The organism is Streptomyces sp. NPDC058697 (assembly GCF_042715345.1).
Lineage (GTDB): Bacteria > Actinomycetota > Actinomycetes > Streptomycetales > Streptomycetaceae > Streptomyces > Streptomyces liliifuscus.
Window position 1 is genome coordinate 1 of sequence record NZ_JBHXSU010000049.1, and the last position, 22,168, is coordinate 22,168.

Sequence of the window (22,168 nt, forward strand, 5' to 3'; positions counted from 1 at the left end):
CCCCTACCCATTCCCGTCACTTACTCAGGGGCTACGCCCCCGAACCCCCAAAAGACTGCGCAGTTCCCCGCGCCCCTGAAAGGGGCGCGGGGAACTGCGCGACAAGCCCCCACCGGCCCGCACCCGAAATCGCTACGGACGGGGCCTGGGGCGGAGCCCCAGAAGGATGGGATGGGTAGGGGCGGCGGGGGCGAGAGAACCCGGCCCCGACCCATCAGGCGGCGCCGCACAATTCCGCCAGGTACAGTGCGGAGATCAGCAGACCTGATGGTGAAGGCCCCGCACGTGTTGACGCAGACGACCACCAGGGTCCTCGAACCGAGCGACCTGGACGCCGCGCTCGCCGTCCTCGACCGCGAGCCGGTGGCGAACGCCTTCGTGGCCTCCCGCGTACAGGTCGCCGGCCTCGACCCCTGGCGCCTCGGCGGCGAGATGTGGGGCTGGTACGAGGACGGCATGCTGACGTCCCTCTGCTACGCCGGCGCCAACCTGGTCCCGATCTGCGCCACCCCCAGAGCCGTACGCGCCTTCGCGGACCGCGCCCGCAGGGCAGGCCGCCGCTGCTCCTCCATCGTCGGCCCGTCCGACGCCACCGCCCAGCTCTGGCGCCTCCTGGAACCGAACTGGGGCCCGGCCCGTGAGGTCCGCCCGCACCAGCCCCTGATGGTCACCGACCGCCTCCCCACCGACATGGCCCCGGATCCGTACGTCCGCCGCATCCGCAAGGACGAGATGGAGACGATCATGCCGGCATGCGTGGCGATGTTCACCGAGGAGGTCGGCGTCTCCCCGCTCGCGGGCGACGGCGGACTCCTCTACCAGGCCAGGGTCGCCGAACTCGTCGGCTCCGGCCGCTCGTTCGCCCGCCTCGACCACAACGGCCGGGTCGTCTTCAAGGCGGAGATCGGCGCGGCCACGACCGAGGCCTGCCAGATCCAGGGCGTCTGGGTGGCCCCCGAATACCGGGGCCAGGGCCTCGCGGCCCCCGGCATGGCAGCGGTCCTCCGCTACGCCCTCGCCGACGTGGCCCCCATCGTCAGCCTCTACGTCAACGACTACAACACAGCCGCCAGAGCCACCTACCGCAGAGTCGGCTTCCAAGAGGTCGGCGCATTCATGAGCATCCTGTTCTGAGGGCGGGCAGAGCCCCGTCAGGGGCACGCCCGCTAGGGGCGCGGGGAACTGCGCGACCAGCCACATCCGGCCCGCACCCAACAGGACCACCCGACTCGCAGCCCCCTCCAACGAATCGCCCGGGTAGTCTCCGGGCATGCTGCGCTTCCCCGGTCACGGCCCCGTCACGCCCGACGACATCGTCATCGGCCCCCTGGACCTGGCCGCCAGGATCGACGAGGCGCTGGCCGTCCAAGCCCTGGCGTTCGGACTCGGCTCGGACGAGATCGCCGTACGACGACAGATCGTGCTGCGGCACCTCGCGTACCCCGGCGCCCGCGCGCTCGGGGCGACCACCATGGACGGACGTCTCGTCGGCTTCGTCTACGGCATGCCCAACGACAGGACGCACTGGTGGTCCACCGTCGTCGAGCCCTATCTGCGCAGCCAGGGATCCGACGGGTGGCTGGACGACTCCTTCGTGATCACCGAGCTGCACGTCCACCCGGGCTTCCAGAACCAGGGCGTGGGCCGCGCCCTGATCACCACCATCACGGACAGCGCCGCCCAGCCCCGCTCGATCCTCTCCGCCATCGACACGGAGAGCCCGGCCCGGGGCCTGTACCGCTCGCTCGGATACGAGGACCTCGCCAGGCAGGTCCTGTTCCCCAGCGCACCGAAGCCGTACGCGGTGATGGGCGCCCCCCTGCCCCTCCGGCGCCGCTGACCGATCCCTCCGGCGCCGTAAACGGATTTCCGGCGACGGCGGCCCCCCGGCTAACCTCCTAGCCATCACCCTTACGCAGCAGGAGTCGAGAACCATGGCCCAGGTCCAGCGCATGTCCCGTTTGATGGTCAAGACACTGCGTGACGACCCGGCGGACGCCGAGGTACTCAGCCACAAACTGCTGGTGCGCGCCGGCTACGTACGCCGTACCGCCGCAGGCCTCTGGTCCTGGCTGCCGCTGGGCAAGAAGGTCCTGAACAACGTGGAGCGGGTCGTCCGCGAGGAGATGGACGCCATCGGCGCCCAGGAGGTCGCGCTGCCCGCCCTGCTGCCGAAGGAGCCCTACGAGGCGACCGGCCGCTGGGAGGAGTACGGCCCCGAGCTGTTCCGCCTCAACGACCGCAAGGGCGGCGACTACCTCCTCGGCCCGACCCACGAGGAGATCTTCACCCTCCTGGTCAAGGACCAGTGCTCGTCCTACAAGGACCTGCCGGTGATCCTCTACCAGATCCAGAACAAGTACCGCGACGAGGCCCGCCCGCGCGCGGGCATCCTGCGCGGCCGTGAGTTCCTGATGAAGGACTCGTACTCCTTCGACACGGAGGACGAGGGCCTGGCCAAGTCGTATGCCCTGCACCGCGAGGCGTACCAGAAGATCTTCACGCGTCTCGGCCTGGACTACCGCATCTGCGCGGCCACCGCCGGTGCCATGGGCGGTTCCAAGTCCGAGGAGTTCCTCGCCCCGGCAGCGGCCGGCGAGGACACCTTCGCCGACTGCCCGAACTGCGACTACGCGGCCAACACCGAGGCGATCACCTACGCGCTCCATCCGGTCGACGGTTCGGCCGTCCCCGCTCTCGAGGAGATCCCGACCCCCGACACCCCGACCATCGAGACGCTCGCCGCGTACCTGGAGGTCCCCGCCTCCGCCACTCTGAAGAACCTGCTGGTCAAGGTGGACGGCGAGATCGTGGCCATCGGCGTGCCCGGCGACCGCGAGGTCGACATGGACAAGGTCGAGGCGCACTTCACCCCCGCCGCCGTCGAACTCGTCACGGCCGAGGACTTCACGGGCCGCGACGACCTCGTACGGGGTTACGTCGGCCCGCAGGGCCTGGAGAAGGTCCGCTACCTCGCCGACCCTCGCGTCGCCCCCGGCACCGCCTGGATCACCGGCGCCAACAAGGAGGGCGTGCACGCGAAGAACGTCGTCGCGGGCCGTGACTTCGAGGTCGACGAGTACGTGGACGCGGTCGTCGTGCAGGAAGGCGACCCCTGCCCCGTCTGCGGCACCGGCCTCAAGCTGGACCGTGCCATCGAGATCGGCCACATCTTCCAGCTCGGCCGCAAGTACGCCGACGCCCTCCAGCTCGACGTGCTCGGCCAGCAGGGCAAGCCGGTCCGCGTGACGATGGGCTCGTACGGCATTGGTGTCTCCCGTGCGGTCGCGGCGCTCGCCGAGCAGCACGCGGACGAGCAGGGCCTGGTCTGGCCCGCCGAGATCGCGCCGGCCGACGTCCACGTCGTCGCCGCGGGCAAGGCACTCCAGACCGAACTCGCCCTGGACGTCTCGGAGAAGCTGAGCGCGGCGGGCGTCCGTGTGCTCGTTGACGACCGGGCGGGTGTCTCGCCGGGCGTGAAGTTCACCGACGCCGAGCTCATCGGCGTACCGAAGATCCTGGTGGCCGGCCGGCGCTCCGCCGAGGGCGTCCTGGAGCTGAAGGACCGCCGCACCGGCGAGCGCGAGGAGCTGACGGTGGACGAGGCGATCGCCCGCCTGAGCAACTGACGTCGGCCCTGAGCGGCTGACCCCGCGCGGTTAAGAAGCCTCTCAGAGACTTCTTGCCGGGCGTATGGGCGCCGCACAGTTTTCTCTCAGGCTGCTCCCCGACCGTAGGACGTGACACAGCGTCATTCGGGAGGGGAGCAGTCATGTCAGGCAGCGAACGGGGGGCCGCCGCGGCGGTCCGCAGAGGCGCACGGCGTACGGCTGCCGCGGCAGCGGCGGTGACACTGGCGGCCGCGGCGGGCGTCTTCGCACTCATCGGCACGATGGAGTCGACGGCGACGACGACGGCGAGCGGAACCACGGACTCGTCATCGTCATCGTCGTCGACATCGCAGTCGGAAGACTCGTCTTCTTCCTCCTCCTCGTCGTCGTCGGACTCATCGGCCTCGGAGAGCGGGAGCGACTCCTCCTCGTCGCTGCAGGGCTCGTCCGACGACCTGACTTCCGCCGACGACAGTGGGACCGCCGACTCCACCTCGGGGGCGTCGTGATGGCCGCCGCCCCGGGCGGCACGGCCGTCCGCCCCACGGCCGCCGCGAACTGGCGTGCCCTCGGTACGAGCGTCCGGCTCGTCACGACGGACCCGGCGCTGCTGGACTCCTGCAACCTGCTGCTCGCCCGGCAGCTGGCCGAGGTCGACGCGGCGTGCAGCAGGTTCCGCGAGGATTCCGAGCTGGCCGCGCTCGACAGGGCCGGAGGGCGGCCGGTCAGGGTCAGCCCGTTGCTCGCGGAGGCGCTGGCGGTCGCGTTGAGGGCCGCCGCGGCGACGGACGGAGCTGTCGACCCGACGGTCGGCTCGGCGATGAACGCCATCGGCTACGACCGCGACTTCCGGCTCGTCCAGGAGGACGGGCGACCGGTGAAGCTCACCGTGCGCCCCGTCCCGGGCTGGCGCCTGATACGCCTGGACCGCGCGACCGGCACGGTCACCGTCCCGGCAGGTGTCCGCCTCGACCTCGGCGCCACGGCCAAGGCCTGGGCGGCAGACAAGGCCGCGGCGACGCTCGCGCGGGCGGCCGGCTGCGGAGTCCTGGTGAGCCTCGGCGGCGACACGGCGGTCGCGGGCGAACCCCCGGTCGGCGGCTGGCGGATCCGCGTCCAGGACGTCACAGGCCCGGTCGACGAGACGCCCTCGCAGGGCCCGTACGCGACGGTCGGCCTGCACGGCGGCGGGCTCGCCACCTCGGGCACAGCCGCCCGTGCCTGGCGCTCGGGCCCGCACACCCTCCACCACATCCTCGACCCGAACACCGGCCTTCCGACGGATTCCCCCTGGCGCACGGTCTCGGTCGCCGCCACGACCTGCGCCGACGCCAACGCGGCCAGCACGGCGGCCCTCATCAAGGGCACCGGCGCGGAACGCTGGCTGTCCGTCCTGGGCCTCCCGGCGAGACTGGTGACCCAGGACGGCACGGTGGTGACGACACCGGGCTGGCCGAGGGCCGGGACACCGCGGTTCTCGCCCCCGCCGCCCCTACCCGTTCCCGTCCCTCTCGGGGGCCAGCCCCCGAACCCCCGCTCCTCAAACGCCGGAGGGGCTGAATACTTCGCGGCAGGGCCGAACCTCTACAGCCGAGTCCAGGCCCACTCAGCCCGTCCGGCGTTTGAGGACAAAGGGGGGTCTGGGGGCGCAGCCCCCAGGGATGGGACGGGTAGGGGCGGCGGGGGCGAGGAATCCCCGGTGGCGGGCGTCACGGAGACGGCCCCATGACCGACGACTCCGTTCTCTGGTACGCCAACCGGGCCACCGGAGCCGTCTGCCTGGTGCTCTTCACCGTTGTGGTTCTCCTGGGTGTGGCGGTACGCCTGAGAACCCGCCTCCCCGGCCTCCCCCTCTTCGGCACGGTCTCCCTCCACCGAACGATCTCCCTCTCCGCGACGGCGTTCCTGGCCATCCACATAGCCACCGCGGTCATCGACGGCTACGTCGACATCACCGCCCTCGACGTCCTGATCCCGTTCGCCTCCGACTACCAGCCCCTCTGGCTGGGCCTCGGCACGGTCGCCCTGGACCTGATGCTCGCCGTCCTGATCACCAGCCTCCTCCGCGCGAAGCTCGGCCACCGCACCTGGCGAGCCGTCCACTGGCTGGCCTACGCGTCCTGGCCGGTGGCCCTGATCCACGGCATCGGCATCGGCACCGACACGGGCACCGACTGGATGCTCTGGCTGACGGTCACCTGCGTGGCAGCGGTCCTCACCGCCTTCACGATCCGCGTCACCCAGGCCGCCCGGGCCAACCGCCGCACCCCCGCCACCCTCCTCACCGCCGAAGGAGCGCGACCATGACCAGCACGTTCACGGACACCCTCATGCCCCCGCGCCTCCTCGCCCCCGGCGGCGCCCCCGCCGACCGCGCCACGCACGAGACCCGCTACGGCCCCCTCACCCACACCGACCCGGCGGCCCTCCTGCGCACCCTCGCGGAGTCCGGCCTCACCGGCAGGGGCGGCGCCGCCTTCCCCACGTACCGCAAGTTCGTCTCGGTCGTCGACGCGAGCCGCCGCACCGGCCGCGCCCCGGTCGTCGTCGCGAACGGCGCCGAGGGCGAACCGGCGAGCGCCAAGGACAAAACCCTGCTGAGCCTCTCGCCCCATCTGGTCCTGGACGGGCTGCGGCTGGCGGCGCAGGCGACCGGAGCGGGGGAGGCGGTCCTGGCAGTGGAGGACGGGTCCACCCGCCTCGAATCGACCCTGGCCGAACGCGACGATCCCCTCCCCGTACGCGTCGTACGCGTGCCGAAACGCTTCCTGTCCGGCCAGTCCTCCGCCCTCGCCCAGCACCTCTCCGGCCACGCGGCCCTGCCCCGCCACCAGGACCCTCCGGTGCGCGAACAGGGCGTACGCCGGGCGCCCACCCTCGTCCAGAACGTCGAGACGCTCGCCCACCTCGCGCTGATCGCCCGCTACGGAGCCGACTGGTTCCGCTCGGCCGGCACCCCGTCGGAACCGGGCAGCGCCCTGTGCACGGTCCACGTGCCGGGCCGCGAGCCGCAGATCGTGGAGGCCCCCTTCGGCATGGCCGTGCACCGGCTGCTCCCGCTGGAGGGCACCGGCGCGATCCTGCTCGGCGGCTACCACGGCACCTGGCTCCCGACCGCCGAGGTCGCTCAACTCGGCCTGTCCGCCGCCACCTTGGGCGCGGGTGTCCTCGCCGCCCTCCCCGCCGACCGCTGTGGCCCCGCCGAAACCGCCCGCGTCCTGCGCTACCTGGCCCTGGAGTCGGCCGGCCAGTGCGGCCCCTGCCTCAACGGCCTGCCGCGTATCGCCGCCGCCTTCCGCACCCTGGCCGCCCCCGGCCCCCAGGGCACCGCCCGCGACGACGTCGCCCGCTGGGCCGGACTCGTCGAGGGCCGTGGCGCCTGCCACCACCCCGACGGCACGGTCCGACTGGTCCGCAGCGCCCTGACCACCTTTGCCGCCGAACTCGACGCCCACGCCCGGGGCTTGTGCACCGCGACCGACCGCACCCCCTTGCTGCCCGTCCCCGACCACCGGAGCTGACAGACATGGACCAGCTGCCCCAGCACCTCGACATCGACTGGACGTCCTGCCGGGCCCACGGCCTCTGCGCCGAACTGCTCCCCGAACACGTCACCCTCGATGAGTGGGGCTACCCGCTCGTCGACGCGCGCCCCGTCCCCGCCCGAACCCTGAAACGCGCCCGCAGAGCGGCGGCGGACTGCCCGGTCCTGGCCCTCAGACTCGCGGCGGCCTGAAGGCACCCAAGCCACCCATGCCATCCAAGCCATCCAAGCCACCCACGACGAACCGCCGACCCCTACAGCCAGCTCGCGAACTCCAGCAACAGCTCCGCGTCCTGGGACCGGCCCACCCGCCGGGCCCGTACGCCCGACTCCACGGCCCGGAACAGGGTCCAGCCGCGCAGCCGCTCCAGGTCCAGGTCCAGGGACTCCGCGAGGCGCTTCACCCGGCGGCGGGTGATGGCGGAACCGGAGGGGGAGGCGATCAGGTCCTCGACCCGGTCACGGACCAGCCGGGCCAGGTCGAAGGCGCACTCGCCGACGACGGGGTCGGGCCCCACGGCCAGCCAGGGGCTGCGCTCGCCTGCCAGCACCTTGCTCTGCCGGAAGGTGCCGTGCAGGAGGCGGGACTCGGGCGGGGAGGCCAGCAGTTCGTCGCGTACCGCCAGGGCCGCCTCGACCAGCGGCGCCGCCTCCGCGTCGGCGCCCGCCCGCATCGCCTCGGCCTGCCGCCCGGTCCGCTCGGCCACCGTCTCGAAGACCGTGCCGGCCGGCGGCTCGACCCACAGGCGGCGCAGGGCCCCCGCAGCCTCCAGCATCGACTTGGCCTCGGCCAGCGAACGCACCGACACATCGGGATGCAGCCGCTCAAGGAGCAGCACACCCTCGGCACCGGCCGGCTCCAGGAGCCGTACCGCACCCAGGCCGTCCCAGTGCGCGAGCGCGGCCCGCTCGCTCTCCGGACGGGCCCGGCCAGGCGCGAGTTTCAGGACGGCGGGGGTGCCGTCCGGCAGCCGCACCAGGACCACCAGACTGCTGCGCCCACCGGGCACCTGAACGCGCTCCACGGTCAACTCGCGTAGCGCGACGGCCTGCTGAGCCGCCTCGGGCAGCTTCTCCAGCCAGTCGTCACCGCTCGGTGCCGTCTCGCCGAGCGCCTTGACCAGACGCCGCGGCGGTTCGAAAGCCATGCGCGAGTCGTTTCCTTCCTGTACGCGTTACGACGGCGGTGCCGCCGACGCGGTGGACCGGGCCGACCGCTCCGCGAGCCCAGGGAAGGGTACGCTCTCGCCCCGCCAGCGCACCGCCCGCACCGCCGCGTCCCGCAGCGCCTCGGCCGCCGCCCGGCGCCGGTCGCCCTCCGCGGCGCGGACCAGGTCGGAGTACACCCCGGCCACCCGGTCCTCCAACTCGGCGGCGAGCCGCACTGCCGACTCCGCGTCCGTCACCGGGAACGGCAGCGCGTACGCGGCCGCCGCGGGCCGGGGCTTCGCTCGCAGGTCGCGCACCGCCCGCCCCAGTTCGTCCCGCCTGGCCCGGTGCGCGTCGTACGCCGCCCGGGCCTCGCCGCGCCGGGCCTCGCCGATCTTCCCGCCCACGACCCCGTAGCCGTACACGGCGGCATGCTCGGCCGCGAGCGCGGCCTGCACGGCTGTCAGCTCCGCCGGCGCCTTGGCCTTCCGCTCTGCTTCTCCGGCCGTTCCGGAACCGCTCACTTCTCGCCCTCCGTCAGCAGAAACGCGTGCACCGCACCGGCCGCCGCCACCGAGGCCAGCAGCCGCGCCAGCTCTCCCGGCACGTCCAGGAGCGCCTTCGTACGCCGGTCCGCCAGCGTCCGCTCCGCCGTGGCGAGTTCGGCGAGGGCGTCCCTCTCCACGGCCGGCACCTCGGCGGACGGGCCGGGGGAAGGCGCCCCGGACGGATCGGCGGCAGCACTCGCCGACGCACTCCCGGAGGCCTTCCTGCCTCCGCCGAACGCCTCCGCGTGCCGTACGACCTCCGCCCGCAGCGGCGACAGGCGTTCGGCCAGCGCGGGATGCACGGCGAGCACGGCCCCGTACCGCTCCAAGAGCCGCTCGCTGTCCAGGGCCGCACGCGCGCGTGCCCGCTCGGCGGCGGACGCGCTCCCCTTGGTGGTCTCGGAGGAGGAGTCGGAGGAGGAACAGCCCGTGAGCAGCGCGGCGCCGACACCGGCGGCCCCGGCGAGCAGGCTCCTTCGGCGCGGCCCCGAGGGGATGCGCGACGGCAGGGTGAACGGCACGGCAGACGTCCTCGGAGGGCTCGTACGAACGGAAGGGCGGCAGGCCCGTGATCACGGTACCCGTGTACCGCCCCCGCACCCACCAGCGGCGCCGTCCCGCCGTCGGGCGGCCCACGGTGGACGGCAACACCCCTTGGGACCGGATACCCTTTGACCTGACACGCGACCTACCCACAACAGCACACGCGGCCGAGGAGTCACCCGGATGAGCACCACCCAGAGCGAGAGGCTTCGAGAGCTCCTGGAACCGCTCGTCAGCTCGCAGGGACTCGATCTCGAGGAGATCGAGGTGGACTCGGTAGGACGCAAGCGTGTGCTGCGCGTCGTGGTCGACTCCGACGAAGGGGCCGATCTGGACGCGATCGCCGATGTGAGCCGCGCGCTCTCGGCGAAGCTCGACGAGACCGACGCGATGGGCCAGGGCGAGTACACCCTCGAAGTGGGAACCCCCGGTGCCGAGCGCGAGCTCAGGGAACACCGTCACTACGTACGCGCCACGGACCGCCTGGTGAGATTCCAGCTGACGAGCGGCGACGAACTGGTCGCCCGGATCCTGACGGTGGACGAGGACGGGATCGACCTGGAGGTGCCCGGCGTCAAGGGACGCAAGGCCACCGCCCGCAGGATCGCCTTCGCGGACATCGACAGGGCGCGCGTCCAGGTCGAGTTCAACCGCAAGGCCAACGAGAACGACACAGACATGAAGGAAGAGGAGGAGGCGTAGCCGTGGACATCGACATGAGTGCCCTGCGGGGCTTGGTGCGGGAGAAGGAGATCTCCTTCGACCTGCTGGTCGAGGCGATCGAGTCGGCCCTCCTCATCGCCTACCACCGCACCGAGGGAAGCCGCCGCCACGCGCGCGTCAAGCTCGACCGGGACACCGGCCATGTGACCGTGTGGGCGAAGGAGGACCCCGAGGACCTGGAGGAGGGGCAGGAGGCGCGCGAGTTCGACGACACCCCGTCCGACTTCGGCCGGATCGCCGCCTCCACCGCCAAGCAGGTCATCCTGCAGCGCCTGCGGGACGCGGAGGACGACGCGACGCTCGGCGAGTACGCGGGCCGCGACGGCGACATCGTCACCGGTGTCGTCCAGCAGGGCCGCGACCCGAAGAACGTGCTCGTCGACATCGGCAAGCTGGAGGCCATCCTGCCGGTGCAGGAGCAGGTCCCCGGCGAGTCGTACCAGCACGGCGTGCGGCTGCGCTCGTACGTCGTGCGGGTGGCGAAGGGCGTACGCGGTCCCTCCGTGACCCTCTCGCGCACGCACCCGAACCTGGTGAAGAAGCTCTTCGCGCTTGAGGTGCCGGAGATCGCCGACGGTTCCGTCGAGATCGCCGCGATCGCCCGCGAGGCCGGCCACCGCACGAAGATCGCCGTCCGGTCCACCCGGTCAGGCCTGAACGCCAAGGGTGCCTGCATTGGCCCCATGGGCGGCCGCGTGCGCAACGTCATGGCCGAGCTGAACGGCGAGAAGATCGACATCGTCGACTGGTCGGACGACCCGGCGGAGATGGTGGCGAACGCGCTGTCCCCGGCCCGGGTCTCCAAGGTCGAGGTCGTCGACCTCGCGGCCCGCTCCGCGCGCGTGACGGTCCCCGACTACCAGCTGTCCCTGGCGATCGGCAAGGAAGGGCAGAACGCCCGGCTCGCCGCCCGCCTGACCGGCTGGCGCATCGACATCCGCCCGGACACCGAGCAGCCCGCCGAGAACCAGGACTGAGCCGAAACAGGCCCAGGTCGGGGGGCGTCAACGGCAAGATCGGGAATAGATCACGCCGTGTGACGCTTGGATTACGACAACAACCGTTCGGTTCTTGCCCCAAAGGGGTGAGGTCGGTGCGGGGAGGTAGACTTAAGAGTGTCTGGCCGGACGCATGCCCGCGCATGCCCTGAGCGCACCTGTGTGGGGTGCCGGGAGCGAGCGGCCAAGATCGATCTGCTGCGCACCGTGGCGGCCGAGGGCGAATGCGCCCCCGATCCTCGCGGTACGCTGCCCGGCCGGGGTGCGTATGTACACCCCGCCCTCGTCTGTCTCGACCTGGCGGTCCGCCGCCGGGCGTTCACGAGGGCGCTGCGTGCCCCGGGTCCGCTCGACACAAAGGCGTTGCGCCTGTACGTCGAGCAGATAGACAGTTGCTGAGCAGGCAACACCGTAAAACGTGTCGCACGGAACCCCGTGCGGCCCTGGTACCCCGCGAGTTGGAAGTAGGTCGAGATTGCGATGAGCACTCGATGAGCACGCGATGAGTACGCCCATGAAGTAGCGACGGTCCGGACGCAACCCGGACCTAAAAGGAGCGAAGTGGCTAAGGTCCGGGTATACGAACTCGCCAAGGAGTTCGGGGTGGAGAGCAAGGTCGTCATGGCCAAGCTCCAAGAACTCGGTGAATTTGTCCGTTCGGCGTCCTCGACGATCGAGGCGCCCGTAGTACGCAAGCTGACCGATGCCCTGCAGCAGGGCAACGGCGGCGGTAAGCCCGCCCCGCGCAAGGCCGCGCCCGCCAGGCCCGGCGCGCCTTCTCCGGCGCAGGCCGCCCGTCCCGGTCCGGCAGCGCCGCGCCCGCCGGCCCCGAAGCCGGCCGCCGCGGAGACGCCCGCGTCCCCGGCGGCTCCGGCCGCGGGTCCGCGTCCGACTCCGGGTCCCAAGCCCCCGGCGCCGGCCCCGAAGCCCGCTCCGGCGTCTCCGGCTCCGGCCGCGCCCGAGTTCACGGCACCCCCGGCGGCTCCCGCCGCTCCGGCGGCCCCCGCGGCTCCGGCCGCGGGTCCCCGTCCCAGCGGTGCCCGTCCCGGCGCCCCGAAGCCCGGTGTCCGTCCGGCCGGTCCCGCACAGGGCGGTCAGGGTGGTCCGGGTCAGGGCCGTGGCGAGCGCAGCGACCGCGGTGACCGTGGCGACCGTCAGGGCGCCCCGCGTCCCGGCGGCCAGGGCACGCGTCCCGGTGGTCGTCCCGCCGGTCCCCGTCCGGGCAACAACCCGTTCACCTCTGGTGGCTCCACCGGTATGGCGCGCCCGCAGGCGCCCCGTCCGGGCGGTGCCCCGCGTCCCGGCGGCCCCGGTGCCGGTGCTCCGGGCGGCTCGCGTCCCCAGGGCGCGGGCCAGGACCGTGGTCCCCGTCCGCAGGGTGGTCCCGGTGGCGCTCCGCGTCCCGGTGGCGGCCCCGGCGGCAACCGTCCGAGCCCGGGCGGCATGCCTCGTCCGCAGGGTGGTCCCGGTGGCGCTCCGCGTCCCGGTGGCGGCCCCGGTGGTAACCGTCCGAACCCCGGCATGATGCCGCAGCGTCCCGCTGCGGGTACGCCGCGTCCCGGCGGCGGTGGCCCCGGTGGCCGCGGTCCCGGCGGCGGCGGTCGTCCCGGCGGTGGCGGTGGCGGCGGTCGTCCGGGTGGCGGCGGCTTCGCCGGTCGTCCCAGCGGTCCCGGTGGCGGCGGTGGCGGTTTCGCCGGTCGTCCCGGTGGTCCCGGTGGCGGTGGCGGCGGTTTCGCAGGCCGTCCGGGTGGTCCCGGCGGTGGCGGCGGCGGTCGTCCCGGCTTCGGTGGCCGTCCCGGTGGTCCGGGTGGCCGTGGTGGCACGCAGGGCGCCTTCGGCCGTCCCGGCGGTCCCGCGCGTCGTGGCCGCAAGTCGAAGCGGCAGAGGCGCCAGGAGTACGAGGCCATGCAGGCCCCGTCGGTCGGCGGTGTGATGCTGCCTCGTGGCAACGGACAGTCCGTCCGTCTGTCGCGCGGTGCGTCCCTCACCGACTTCGCCGAGAAGATCAACGCCAACCCGGCGTCGCTCGTCGGCGTGATGATGAACCTCGGCGAGATGGTCACTGCCACGCAGTCCGTCTCCGACGAGACGCTGAAGCTCCTCGCGGACGAGATGAACTTCGTCCTCGAGATCGTCAGCCCCGAGGAGGAGGACCGCGAGCTGCTCGAGTCCTTCGACATCGAGTTCGGCGAGGACGAGGGTGGCGAGGAGTTCCTCGTCGCGCGTCCGCCGGTCGTGACCGTCATGGGTCACGTCGACCACGGTAAGACCCGCCTCCTCGACACCATCCGCAAGACGAACGTCGTCGCGGGCGAGGCCGGTGGCATCACCCAGCACATCGGTGCCTACCAGGTGGCGACCGAGGTCAACGGCGAAGAGCGCAGGATCACCTTCATCGACACGCCGGGTCACGAGGCGTTCACCGCCATGCGTGCCCGTGGTGCCAAGTCGACCGACATCGCGATCCTCGTGGTGGCGGCCAACGACGGTGTGATGCCCCAGACGATCGAGGCGCTGAACCACGCCAAGGCGGCCGAGGTGCCGATCGTGGTCGCGGTCAACAAGATCGACGTCGAGGGCGCCGACCCGACCAAGGTGCGCGGTCAGCTCACCGAGTTCGGTCTGGTGGCCGAGGAGTACGGCGGCGACACGATGTTCGTCGACATCTCCGCCAAGCAGGGCCTCAACATCGAGAGCCTGCTGGAGGCCGTGGTCCTCACCGCGGACGCCTCGCTCGACCTGCGGGCCAACCCGGAGCAGGACGCGCAGGGTATTGCGATCGAGTCCCACCTCGACCGTGGCCGCGGTGCCGTCTCGACGGTCCTGGTCCAGCGCGGCACGCTGCGCATCGGCGACACCATGGTGGTCGGCGACGCGTACGGCCGTGTCCGGGCGATGCTCGACGACAACGGCAACAACGTCGAGGAAGCGGGTCCGTCGACCCCCGTCCTGGTCCTGGGTCTCACCAACGTCCCGGGCGCCGGCGACAACTTCCTGGTCGTCGACGAGGACCGCACGGCACGTCAGATCGCCGAGAAGCGCGCGGCGCGCGAGCGCAACGCCAACTTCGCCCGGCGCGGAGTCCGGTTCTCCCTGGAGAACCTGGACGAGGCGCTCAAGGCCGGTCTGGTGCAGGAACTCAACCTCATCATCAAGGGCGACGCGTCCGGTTCGGTGGAGGCTCTCGAGTCCTCGCTGCTCCAGCTCGACGTCGGCGAAGAGGTCGACATCCGCGTCCTGCACCGCGGCGTGGGTGCGGTCACCGAGTCGGACATCGACCTGGCGACCGGCTCCGACGCGATCGTCATCGGCTTCAACGTCCGCGCTGCGGGCCGCGCGGCACAGATGGCGGAGCGCGAGGGCGTCGACGTCCGCTACTACTCGGTGATCTACCAGGCCATCGAGGAGATCGAGGCAGCCCTCAAGGGCATGCTCAAGCCGGAGTACGAAGAGGTCGAGCTCGGCACGGCGGAGATCCGCGAGGTCTTCCGCTCGTCCAAGCTGGGCAACATCGCCGGTGTGCTTGTTCGCTCCGGCGAGGTCAAGCGCAACACCAAGGCGCGGTTGCTGCGCGATGGCAAGGTCATCGCGGAGAGCCTCACCATCTCCGGTCTGCGCCGCTTCAAGGACGACGTCACCGAGATCCGCGAAGGCTTCGAGGGCGGTATCAACCTCGGAAACTTCAACGACATCAAGATCGACGACGTCATCGCGACGTACGAGATGCGCGAGAAGCCGCGGTCGTAGCCCGCGGGGTTTGAACCGTGTGGGGTTGGTCGACGAGGACACACGTCCTCGTCGACCGGCCCCTGCGGGGTTTTTCGCCCCCGCCGCCCCTAGACCCCCGCTACAACTCAGCCCCTCCGGCGTTTGAGGAGCGGGGGTTCGGGGGCGGAGCCCCTGAGTAAGTGACGGGAATGGGTAGGGGCGGCGGGGGCGAAAACTCCGTCGAGCGGCCCCGGCCGTTCGTTGTACCGTTCTGGTGTCCCGCCAAGAGCTTGGCCGGGCCATCTACCCCGTACCGGCGGGACATCCGGATACACATATGTACGTGGGGACTCTGTCCTTCGATCTGCTCCTCGGCGACGTACGGTCACTGAAGGAGAAACGCTCCGTCGTCCGCCCCATCGTGGCCGAACTCCAGCGGAAGTACGCGGTGAGCGCGGCGGAGGTCGACCACCTGGACCTCCACCGGAGGGCCGGCATCGGCCTCGCGGTGGTGTCGGCGGACGCGGGGCACCTGACCGACGTACTGGACCACTGCGAGCGTCTGGTCGCCGGCCGTCCCGAGGTGGAGCTGCTGTCGGTGAGACGGCGGTTCCACGGCGAAGACGACGACTGAGCGTATGCAGCGTGCGGCGACGAGGATCGGCCGTACACAGAACAGTAAGAAAGAGGGAGACGGACCAGTGGCCGACAACGCGCGGGCGAAGAAGCTGGCGGACCTCATCCGAGAGGTGGTGGCCCAGAAGCTGCAGCGCGGGATCAAGGACCCGCGGCTCGGTTCGCATGTGACCATCACGGACACCCGGGTCACCGGGGACCTCCGGGAGGCGACCGTCTTCTACACGGTGTACGGGGACGACCAGGAGCGTGCGGAGGCCGCCGCGGGCCTGGAGAGCGCCAAGGGCGTGCTCCGCTCGGCCGTGGGTGCGGCCGCCGGCGTGAAGTTCACGCCGACCCTCACCTTCGTGGCGGACGCTCTGCCGGACACCGCCAAGACCATCGAGGACCTGCTCGACAAGGCACGGGCCTCGGACGCGAAGGTGCGCGAGGTCTCGGCCGGCGCCACCTTCGCCGGTGAGGCGGACCCGTACAAGAAGCCGGGCGAGGACGACGAGACGGACGGCGACGCCGCGGAATGACGCAGAAGCAGAAGACGCCCGACGGCCTTGTCATCGTGGACAAGCCGTCGGGCTTCACTTCGCACGACGTGGTCGCCAAGATGCGCGGGATCGCGAAGACCCGCCGCGTCGGACACGCGGGCACCCTCGACCCCATGGCGACGGGCGTGCTCGTCCTCGGCGTCGAGAAGGCGACCAAGCTCCTCGGACACCTCGCGCTGACCGAGAAGGAGTACCTCGGCACCATCCGGCTCGGGCAGAACACCCTGACCGACGACGCCGAGGGTGACATCACCTCGTCCACGGACGCCTCCAAGGTGGTCCGGGACGCCGTCGACGCCGGTATCGCCAAGCTCAGCGGCGACATCATGCAGGTGCCGTCCAAGGTCAGCGCCATCAAGATCGACGGAGTGCGCTCGTACAAGCGGGCACGCGACGGCGAGGACTTCGAGATCCCGGCCCGTCCGGTACGGATCTCGTCGTTCGCCGTGTACGACATCCGGGACGCGGTCGCCGAGGACGGTACGCCCGTCCTGGACCTGGTCGTCTCGGTCGTGTGCTCGTCCGGTACGTACATCCGCGCCCTCGCCCGTGACCTGGGGGCCGACCTGGGCGTCGGCGGCCATCTGACGGCGCTGCGGCGCACCCGCGTCGGCCCGTACAAGCTCGACTCCGCCCGGACCCTCGACCAGCTCCAGGAGGAGCTGACCGTGATGCCGATGGCGGAGGCCGCCGCGGCCGCGTTCCCCCGCTGGAACGTGGACGCCAAGCGCGGGCAGCTGCTGACGAACGGTGTGCGGCTGGAGATGCCCGAGGAGTACGCAGGGGCCGGGGCCGTCGGGGTGTTCGATCCCGAGGGGCGGTTCCTGGCACTGGTGGAGGAGCAGAAGGGCAAGGCGAAGAGCCTGGCCGTGTTCGGCTGACCTGGAGTGGTCGGCCCCGGTTGCCTTCTGCGGTCAGCCGGGTCAGCCGGGTCAGCCGGGTCGGCCGCGTCGGTCCGCTCGGCCCGATTCGTCGTGGAGCGGCGTTCACGGGGATTCCTGTGTGCGCCGCTCCACTGTCCCCCTCGGTTCCCCCACCCAAGGGTGTATCCATCCGACCTCGTCTATTCACCCGTCCGGGCAGGCGCTCGGAGTGAACCGGGGGAGCGGAAGGGGGCTCGTTCGGCTTGCGATCTGTCGCACCCGATCACCTCGCGCCTACCGTCGGAGACGAGGCGTCGGTGGCACGGTGCGACGCGCGCGGCGGGGAGGTTCGAGCATGGCGGGACGGGGCCCGCGGACCGGGGGCCGTCATCAGTTGCCGGTCGCTGCCCGGCACGCACCCGAGGCGACGCGATCGGCCGACGCGGGATACGCCGCCGAAGCAGCGCACCCGGCCGACGCGGTGGTCGAAGCGGTGGTCGAAGCCGCGGACCGGGCCTTGGTGCGGATCAGTGATCTCGCCGGGCGGCCGCGCGGCACCGGGTTCGTCGCCGACCACCAGGGCACGGTGATCACCAGCCACGAGGCGGTCGACGGGCTCGCCCGTCTCGTCCTGCACGCCCCTGGTGACCGCACCTGCCTGGTGACGGCCGACTCGGTCACGCCCTTTCCGTCCCTGGACCTCGCCCTGATCCACACGAGAGGCCTCCACAGGGACGGTCTCGGTTCGGATGGTCTCGGTTCGGACGGGCTTGGCTCGGACGGGCTTGGCCTCGATCCCCTCCCGATCACCGTCCGGGACTCCGTGGAGAGCGGCACGTACGTCCGTATCGCCGCGGGAGGCTGGCGCGAGGCCCGGGTGCTGGGCACGTCCGCCGTGACGTACACGGCGACCGACCGCTTCCATCTCCTCGACGACGCCCTGGAGTTGGCGATCGGCACGGCGGGAAGCGATGCGCTGCGGCTCGGGGGCGGGGCGGCCGGGGGGCCGGTGGTCGACGCGGCCACCGGTGCGGTCGTCGCCGTTCTGGGAACGGCACTTCACTCCGGTCGACGGGTGGGGGGCTTCGCCGTGCCGCTGGCGGCCTTTGGCTCCGGCTCCGGCGGTGCGCTCGCCGAACTACTGGCTCGCAACGCGGCGACGGTCCCCGCGTACGGGGACGACCTCAATCTGGCGGGTGTGCTGGAACTGGCAGCCACCGTCGAGGCCCCGCCGGGCTCCGGTGGGGTCGACCCCGTCGAACGGGCCGATGCGGCACGGGAGTTCAGGGCTTTCGGCGAAGGTCCGTACGCCGTTCTGGGGCTCGTCGGGGCTCCGGGAAGCGGCCGTACGACGGAACTGGCGGCCCTCGCCGCCCGGCGCGACCGGGGCGCGGAACCGGCCCCGACGCTGTGGCTGCGCGGCGCCGACCTGCTGGACACCGACTCCTCGGTGGCCGACGCGGCGAGGAGGGCGCTGGAGCGGGCGGGGCGGATCGTGGCGGCTTCGGCTTACGCTTCGGTCTCGGCCCCCGGTAGTGCGGCGGAGGTCGGGGGAGTCGGCGCATGGGCTCTTTCGTCGGAGCCCGGGCCCTCGGGCGGTGAACTCGGTGACATCGGGCCCGAGCGTCTGGCCCGTCTCGCCCGGGATGCCGGACGCCCCCTCCTGCTCCTCCTCGACAGCCCCGAGGAGATGCCGCCCGCTCTCGCGCACCGGCTGTCCGAGTGGACCGAGGGCACCGCCGAGTGGCTGCGGGCGCACGGGGCACGTCTTGTCGTGGCGTGCCGGGCCGAGTACTGGGAGCGGGCGGGCGCGGAGTTTCCGCGCGAGCTGCTGTACGGGTCCGAGCTGGGCGGAGCCGAGGCGCCCGGCGAGCTGCCCGCCTGTGTACGGCTCGGGGATCTGGACGAGGGCGAGGCACGGCGGGCCAGGGCGCGCTACGGCGTGCCGGAGGGAGCCCTGGACGGCCCCGACGCCCGCCATCCGCTGATGCTGCGACTGCTGTCGGAGGTACGGGCCGCGATGTCGCTGCCTTCCGCCTCGGAAGAGCGGGAAGAGCGGGACGAGCTGGTCGGGCCGGCGGAGCCGGTGGGTCCGGTGGGGCGGGACGAGTCGGTCGAGCCTGTCGGGCGGGACGAGGTCTTCGCCGCGTACCTCGATCTGATGTGCCTGCGGGTGGCCGTACGGCTCGCGGCGGCGAACGGCCTGCGCGGCACGGCCGTACGGCGGCTCGCGGCCAGGGTCTCCGGGCAGGTGCACGCGGCCGCGCGGCGCTGTCTGGGGCCGGGGCAGGGGGAGTTGGACCGGGCGGGGTTCGAGTCCGTGTTCCCGTGGGGGCCGGTGCCCGACCGGCGGCTCGGCGGCTGTACCGGATGGGCCTCCGCGGTCCTGACAGAGGGCCTCCTCGTGCCCGCCGGAGACGGCTACCGCTTCGCCCACGAGGAGCTGGCCGACTGGATCCAGGGCACGCACCTCGACCTCGACGCGGCACTCCGGGCGCTGGTGCACCACCGCAGCGCCGAGCATCGGTACGAGCCCGAGTTCCAGTACGAGCCCGAGTCGCCCCCCGTCCCCCCTCACCGCATCGGCCCCGTCCTCCAGGCGCTGCTCCTCCTGCCGCGTCAACAGGGGGACGCCGACCTCACCCTCCGGCTGCGTGAGCTGCTTCGCGCGGTCGACGAGCTGGAGCCGACGGATGCCGGGGCCTGGTGGGCGACCCGCCTCCTCAGTGGCGTACTGCTCCGGGTCCCCGACGCGACCCCGTACGTCGGAGTGCTGCGGCACCTCGCCGAGCGGGTGGTGACGTGGCGGGCCGAAGGGCGGGCCATGCCGGGGGAGTTCGGGCCCGTCTTCTGGACCCGGCTGCCGCTGCCGGAGGCGCACCGCTTCGATCTGCTGAGGCGGCTCGTCGTCGCGGACGAGGCACCGCCGGCCACCGAACTCCGTTACCTGGATGCCGTGTCCGGGCTGCTGGCCGCCGACCCGGCCAGCGCTCAGCCCCACCTGACCCACTGGTTCGACGACGAGCGCCCGCTGCCCGCGACCCCCGACGCCACCGTCGCGACCGCGGCCCAGGCCCTTCTCCACACTCATCGGCGCCGCGCCCTGGACGACCTCACGGAGGCCCTGGCCGAGAGTGCGCACCCACGTGCCGACGAGCTCCTGGCCGTCCTCGCGGAGGAGGAACCGTCAGCGGTGTGCCGGGCGGTCGACCGCTGGACGCACGACGAGCGGCCGGCCCGCCGGGCGGCGGCGATGACCCACGGACTGCGGGCCGCGCCGCACGTACGTACCGAGGCCGACCGCGAGCTGCTGCGCTATGCCGCGCTCTTCGTGCTCGCCCGCCCCGGCGACTGCACCCTGCACGGGGCCGCGCTTGCGCTCCTCGTCCGCGATCCGCACACCCGGGCCCGCCATCTGCCGGGAGCCCTCGCGCGCTTCAGGGCGGGCGACCCGCGCCTGCCCGCGAGCGCGCTGGTGGCGGCGCTGGCGACGCATCCGGAACCGGTCCTCGCCGCCTTCGGAGACCGGCTGCGCGAGCCGGACACGGGCGAGGCGCTGCGCACGCTCGCCGAGGTCACCACCCCCGCGCTGGCCCGCCGCGTCGCCGTGCTCGTACGGGATGTCGTGGAGCGGCGTCCGGAGGCGGCCGCGCATGTGGCGGCGTACGTGGACCGGCGCCTTGAGCACGGCCCCGCCGCCCGTTCCGTGCTGTATCCCCTGGTCACCGGGCTGCTCGACGGGGGCAGGCCGCAGCTGCGGGCCGCGCTCGCCAAGGTGTTCGCGGCACCCGGCACGCTCATGGCCCACCCGCTGCGCCGCGAGTTCCTGGATCTGCTGCTGACACGCGAGGACGACCCGGTGGTGCTCGACGCGCTCGTACGGGCCGCCGCGGAGGGCGCGGCTGGCAGCGTGTCCCGCAGCGGTGAGGAACACACCCGCGCGCTGGTCCACAGCGCGGGCCTCCTGCTCGTCCGCACCCCGGACGGCGCCACCGTGTTCGACCGGGCCCTTCTCGACCAGAGCCGCCGTGTTCCCGGCTTCGCCGCCCTGGTCGCCGGCTGGCTCACCGACGCTCCCGAGGACTGGTCCACCTTGGTCGGACCCAGCACGCGGCGCATGATCGAGAACCTGACGGGGGCACGGGTTCCGGTGTGACCGCAGGTGCCCCGCGGCCGTCACGTGCCCCCTGTCACAGCGCCCCATGCCGATGCGGGCCGAGCGGACCCGGCATGGCACTCTTAGAGCTGCGTAATGAGGCAGACACGGACACAGGTTCGACGAGGAGCGGTCACAGTGCAGCGCTGGCGTGGCTTGGAGGACATCCCCCAGGACTGGGGGCGCAGCGTCGTCACCATCGGCTCGTACGACGGGGTCCACCGCGGGCACCAGCTGATCATCACGCATGCCGTGGAACGGGCGCGTGAGCTGGGCGTCCCGTCAGTGGTCGTCACCTTCGACCCGCACCCCAGCGAGGTCGTGCGCCCCGGCAGCCACCCGCCCCTGCTCGCCCCGCACCACCGCCGTGCCGAGCTGATGGCCGAGCTGGGCGTCGACGCGCTGCTCATCCTGCCCTTCACCACCGAGTTCTCGAAGCTGTCACCCGCCGACTTCGTGGTGAAGGTCCTGGTCGACAAGCTGCACGCCAAGGCCGTCGTCGAGGGCCCCAACTTCCGCTTCGGCCACAAGGCCGCCGGCAACGTCGCCTTCCTCGCCGAGCAGGGCAAGACGTACGACTTCGAGGTCGAGGTCGTGGATCTCTACGTGACCGGTGACGCCGGCGGCGGCGAGCCCTTCTCCTCCACGATGACCCGGCGGTTGGTCGCCGAGGGCGATGTCGAAGGCGCGCGCGAGATCCTCGGGCGCCCGCACCGCGTCGAGGGCATCGTCGTGCGCGGTGCCCAGCGCGGCCGTGAGCTGGGCTTCCCCACGGCGAACGTCGAGACGCTCCCGCACACCGCGATCCCCGCCGACGGCGTCTACGCCGGGTGGCTGCACGCGCAGGGTGAGGCGATGCCCGCGGCGATCTCCGTCGGGACGAATCCGCAGTTCGACGGGACCGAGCGCACGGTGGAGGCTTACGCCATCGATCGGGTGGGGCTCGATCTGTACGGGCTGCATGTGGCCGTGGATTTTCTGGCCTTTGTGCGGGGGCAGGCGAAGTTCGAGTCCATCGAGGCGTTGCTGGAGGCGATCTCTGACGATGTCAAGCGGTCGCGGGAGCTGATTTCGGCGTACGACGGCGGGCTGTAGGCGTCCCGCCGGTGGGTGGTCGGCTGCGGCGCCGTCGTGGCTGGTCGCGCAG

Annotated in this window: 20 protein-coding genes; 17 read left to right on the forward strand and 3 right to left on the reverse strand. The window is 72.3% G+C overall.

Annotated features, from left to right (window positions below):
* Positions 1 to 285: 285 nt before the first annotated feature.
* The 8 genes from ACFWXQ_RS46700 to ACFWXQ_RS46735 all read left to right on the forward strand — a co-directional run bounded on the left by ACFWXQ_RS46700 (position 286) and on the right by ACFWXQ_RS46735 (position 7,347).
* Entirely contained in the window at positions 286 to 1,134 is an 849-nt protein-coding gene (locus ACFWXQ_RS46700) for a GNAT family N-acetyltransferase (RefSeq protein WP_383956497.1), read from the forward strand.
* 136 nt (positions 1,135 to 1,270) lie between these two features.
* Complete coding sequence (locus ACFWXQ_RS46705) at positions 1,271 to 1,840, forward strand: GNAT family N-acetyltransferase (RefSeq protein WP_383956494.1); 570 nt, start codon at positions 1,271 to 1,273, stop codon at positions 1,838 to 1,840.
* A gap of 94 nt (positions 1,841 to 1,934) precedes the next feature.
* Positions 1,935 to 3,629 carry a proline--tRNA ligase gene (locus ACFWXQ_RS46710; protein WP_383956492.1) on the forward strand — a complete coding sequence of 565 codons (1,695 nt, stop codon included), beginning with the start codon at positions 1,935 to 1,937 and terminating at the stop codon, positions 3,627 to 3,629.
* Between the two features lie 143 nt (positions 3,630 to 3,772).
* Complete coding sequence (locus tag ACFWXQ_RS46715) at positions 3,773 to 4,120, forward strand: hypothetical protein (RefSeq protein WP_383956489.1); 348 nt, start codon at positions 3,773 to 3,775, stop codon at positions 4,118 to 4,120.
* Positions 4,120 to 5,340 carry an FAD:protein FMN transferase gene (locus ACFWXQ_RS46720; RefSeq protein ID WP_386270370.1) on the forward strand — a complete coding sequence of 407 codons (1,221 nt, stop codon included), beginning with the start codon at positions 4,120 to 4,122 and terminating at the stop codon, positions 5,338 to 5,340. Before ACFWXQ_RS46715 ends, ACFWXQ_RS46720 begins: the two co-directional genes overlap by 1 nt.
* A complete protein-coding gene (locus ACFWXQ_RS46725; RefSeq protein ID WP_383955560.1) occupies positions 5,337 to 5,918 on the forward strand; it encodes a ferric reductase-like transmembrane domain-containing protein in 582 nt (193 codons plus the stop codon). The genes ACFWXQ_RS46720 and ACFWXQ_RS46725 overlap by 4 nt, the downstream gene beginning before the upstream one ends.
* Positions 5,915 to 7,132: an NADH-ubiquinone oxidoreductase-F iron-sulfur binding region domain-containing protein gene (locus tag ACFWXQ_RS46730; protein WP_383955563.1), complete on the forward strand. Its 1,218-nt coding sequence runs from the start codon at positions 5,915 to 5,917 to the stop codon at positions 7,130 to 7,132. Before ACFWXQ_RS46725 ends, ACFWXQ_RS46730 begins: the two co-directional genes overlap by 4 nt.
* Before the next feature lie 5 nt (positions 7,133 to 7,137).
* A complete protein-coding gene (locus tag ACFWXQ_RS46735; RefSeq protein WP_383389907.1) occupies positions 7,138 to 7,347 on the forward strand; it encodes a ferredoxin in 210 nt (69 codons plus the stop codon).
* A 62-nt stretch (positions 7,348 to 7,409) separates the two neighbouring features.
* Here ACFWXQ_RS46735 and ACFWXQ_RS46740 read toward each other — a convergent pair whose 3' ends face one another.
* Genes ACFWXQ_RS46740 through ACFWXQ_RS46750 form a run of 3 tightly spaced genes read right to left on the reverse strand, consistent with a single transcriptional unit; the run spans position 7,410 to position 9,373 of the window.
* Positions 7,410 to 8,303 carry an aminoglycoside phosphotransferase family protein gene (locus ACFWXQ_RS46740; RefSeq protein WP_383955567.1) on the reverse strand — a complete coding sequence of 298 codons (894 nt, stop codon included), beginning with the start codon at positions 8,301 to 8,303 and terminating at the stop codon, positions 7,410 to 7,412.
* 27 nt (positions 8,304 to 8,330) lie between these two features.
* Positions 8,331 to 8,828, reverse strand: coding sequence for a ferritin-like domain-containing protein (locus tag ACFWXQ_RS46745; protein ID WP_383955570.1), 498 nt, complete (start codon positions 8,826 to 8,828; stop codon positions 8,331 to 8,333).
* Positions 8,825 to 9,373, reverse strand: coding sequence for a hypothetical protein (locus ACFWXQ_RS46750; protein ID WP_383955573.1), 549 nt, complete (start codon positions 9,371 to 9,373; stop codon positions 8,825 to 8,827). Before ACFWXQ_RS46750 ends, ACFWXQ_RS46745 begins: the two co-directional genes overlap by 4 nt.
* Positions 9,374 to 9,578: 205 nt before the next feature.
* Here ACFWXQ_RS46750 and rimP point away from each other — a divergent pair, with 205 nt between their 5' ends.
* From rimP to ACFWXQ_RS46795, 9 genes are all read left to right on the forward strand, one after another.
* Positions 9,579 to 10,097 (forward strand): ribosome maturation factor RimP, encoded by a 519-nt coding sequence (gene rimP / locus ACFWXQ_RS46755; protein WP_383955576.1) that lies wholly within the window; start codon positions 9,579 to 9,581, stop codon positions 10,095 to 10,097.
* A 2-nt stretch (positions 10,098 to 10,099) separates the two neighbouring features.
* Positions 10,100 to 11,095, forward strand: a complete 996-nt coding sequence (gene nusA, locus ACFWXQ_RS46760; protein ID WP_383955579.1) for a transcription termination factor NusA — start codon at positions 10,100 to 10,102, stop codon at positions 11,093 to 11,095.
* 138 nt (positions 11,096 to 11,233) lie between these two features.
* Positions 11,234 to 11,515 (forward strand): YlxR family protein, encoded by a 282-nt coding sequence (locus tag ACFWXQ_RS46765; RefSeq protein WP_143640747.1) that lies wholly within the window; start codon positions 11,234 to 11,236, stop codon positions 11,513 to 11,515.
* 162 nt (positions 11,516 to 11,677) lie between these two features.
* Positions 11,678 to 14,863 carry a translation initiation factor IF-2 gene (gene infB / locus ACFWXQ_RS46770; protein WP_384093215.1) on the forward strand — a complete coding sequence of 1,062 codons (3,186 nt, stop codon included), beginning with the start codon at positions 11,678 to 11,680 and terminating at the stop codon, positions 14,861 to 14,863.
* 298 nt (positions 14,864 to 15,161) lie between these two features.
* Entirely contained in the window at positions 15,162 to 15,458 is a 297-nt protein-coding gene (locus tag ACFWXQ_RS46775; RefSeq protein ID WP_055616319.1) for a DUF503 domain-containing protein, read from the forward strand.
* A gap of 67 nt (positions 15,459 to 15,525) precedes the next feature.
* The gene (gene rbfA / locus ACFWXQ_RS46780; RefSeq protein WP_055616320.1) at positions 15,526 to 15,981 is read left to right on the forward strand and encodes a 30S ribosome-binding factor RbfA; all 456 of its coding nucleotides are present in this window, start codon (positions 15,526 to 15,528) and stop codon (positions 15,979 to 15,981) included.
* Positions 15,978 to 16,883, forward strand: a complete 906-nt coding sequence (truB, locus tag ACFWXQ_RS46785; protein WP_383946588.1) for a tRNA pseudouridine(55) synthase TruB — start codon at positions 15,978 to 15,980, stop codon at positions 16,881 to 16,883. Before rbfA ends, truB begins: the two co-directional genes overlap by 4 nt.
* 337 nt (positions 16,884 to 17,220) lie before the next feature.
* Positions 17,221 to 21,021, forward strand: a complete 3,801-nt coding sequence (locus tag ACFWXQ_RS46790) for a serine protease (protein WP_383946591.1) — start codon at positions 17,221 to 17,223, stop codon at positions 21,019 to 21,021.
* Positions 21,022 to 21,159: 138 nt separating this feature from the next.
* A complete protein-coding gene (locus ACFWXQ_RS46795) occupies positions 21,160 to 22,116 on the forward strand; it encodes a bifunctional riboflavin kinase/FAD synthetase (protein ID WP_383946594.1) in 957 nt (318 codons plus the stop codon).
* Positions 22,117 to 22,168 lie beyond the last annotated feature (52 nt).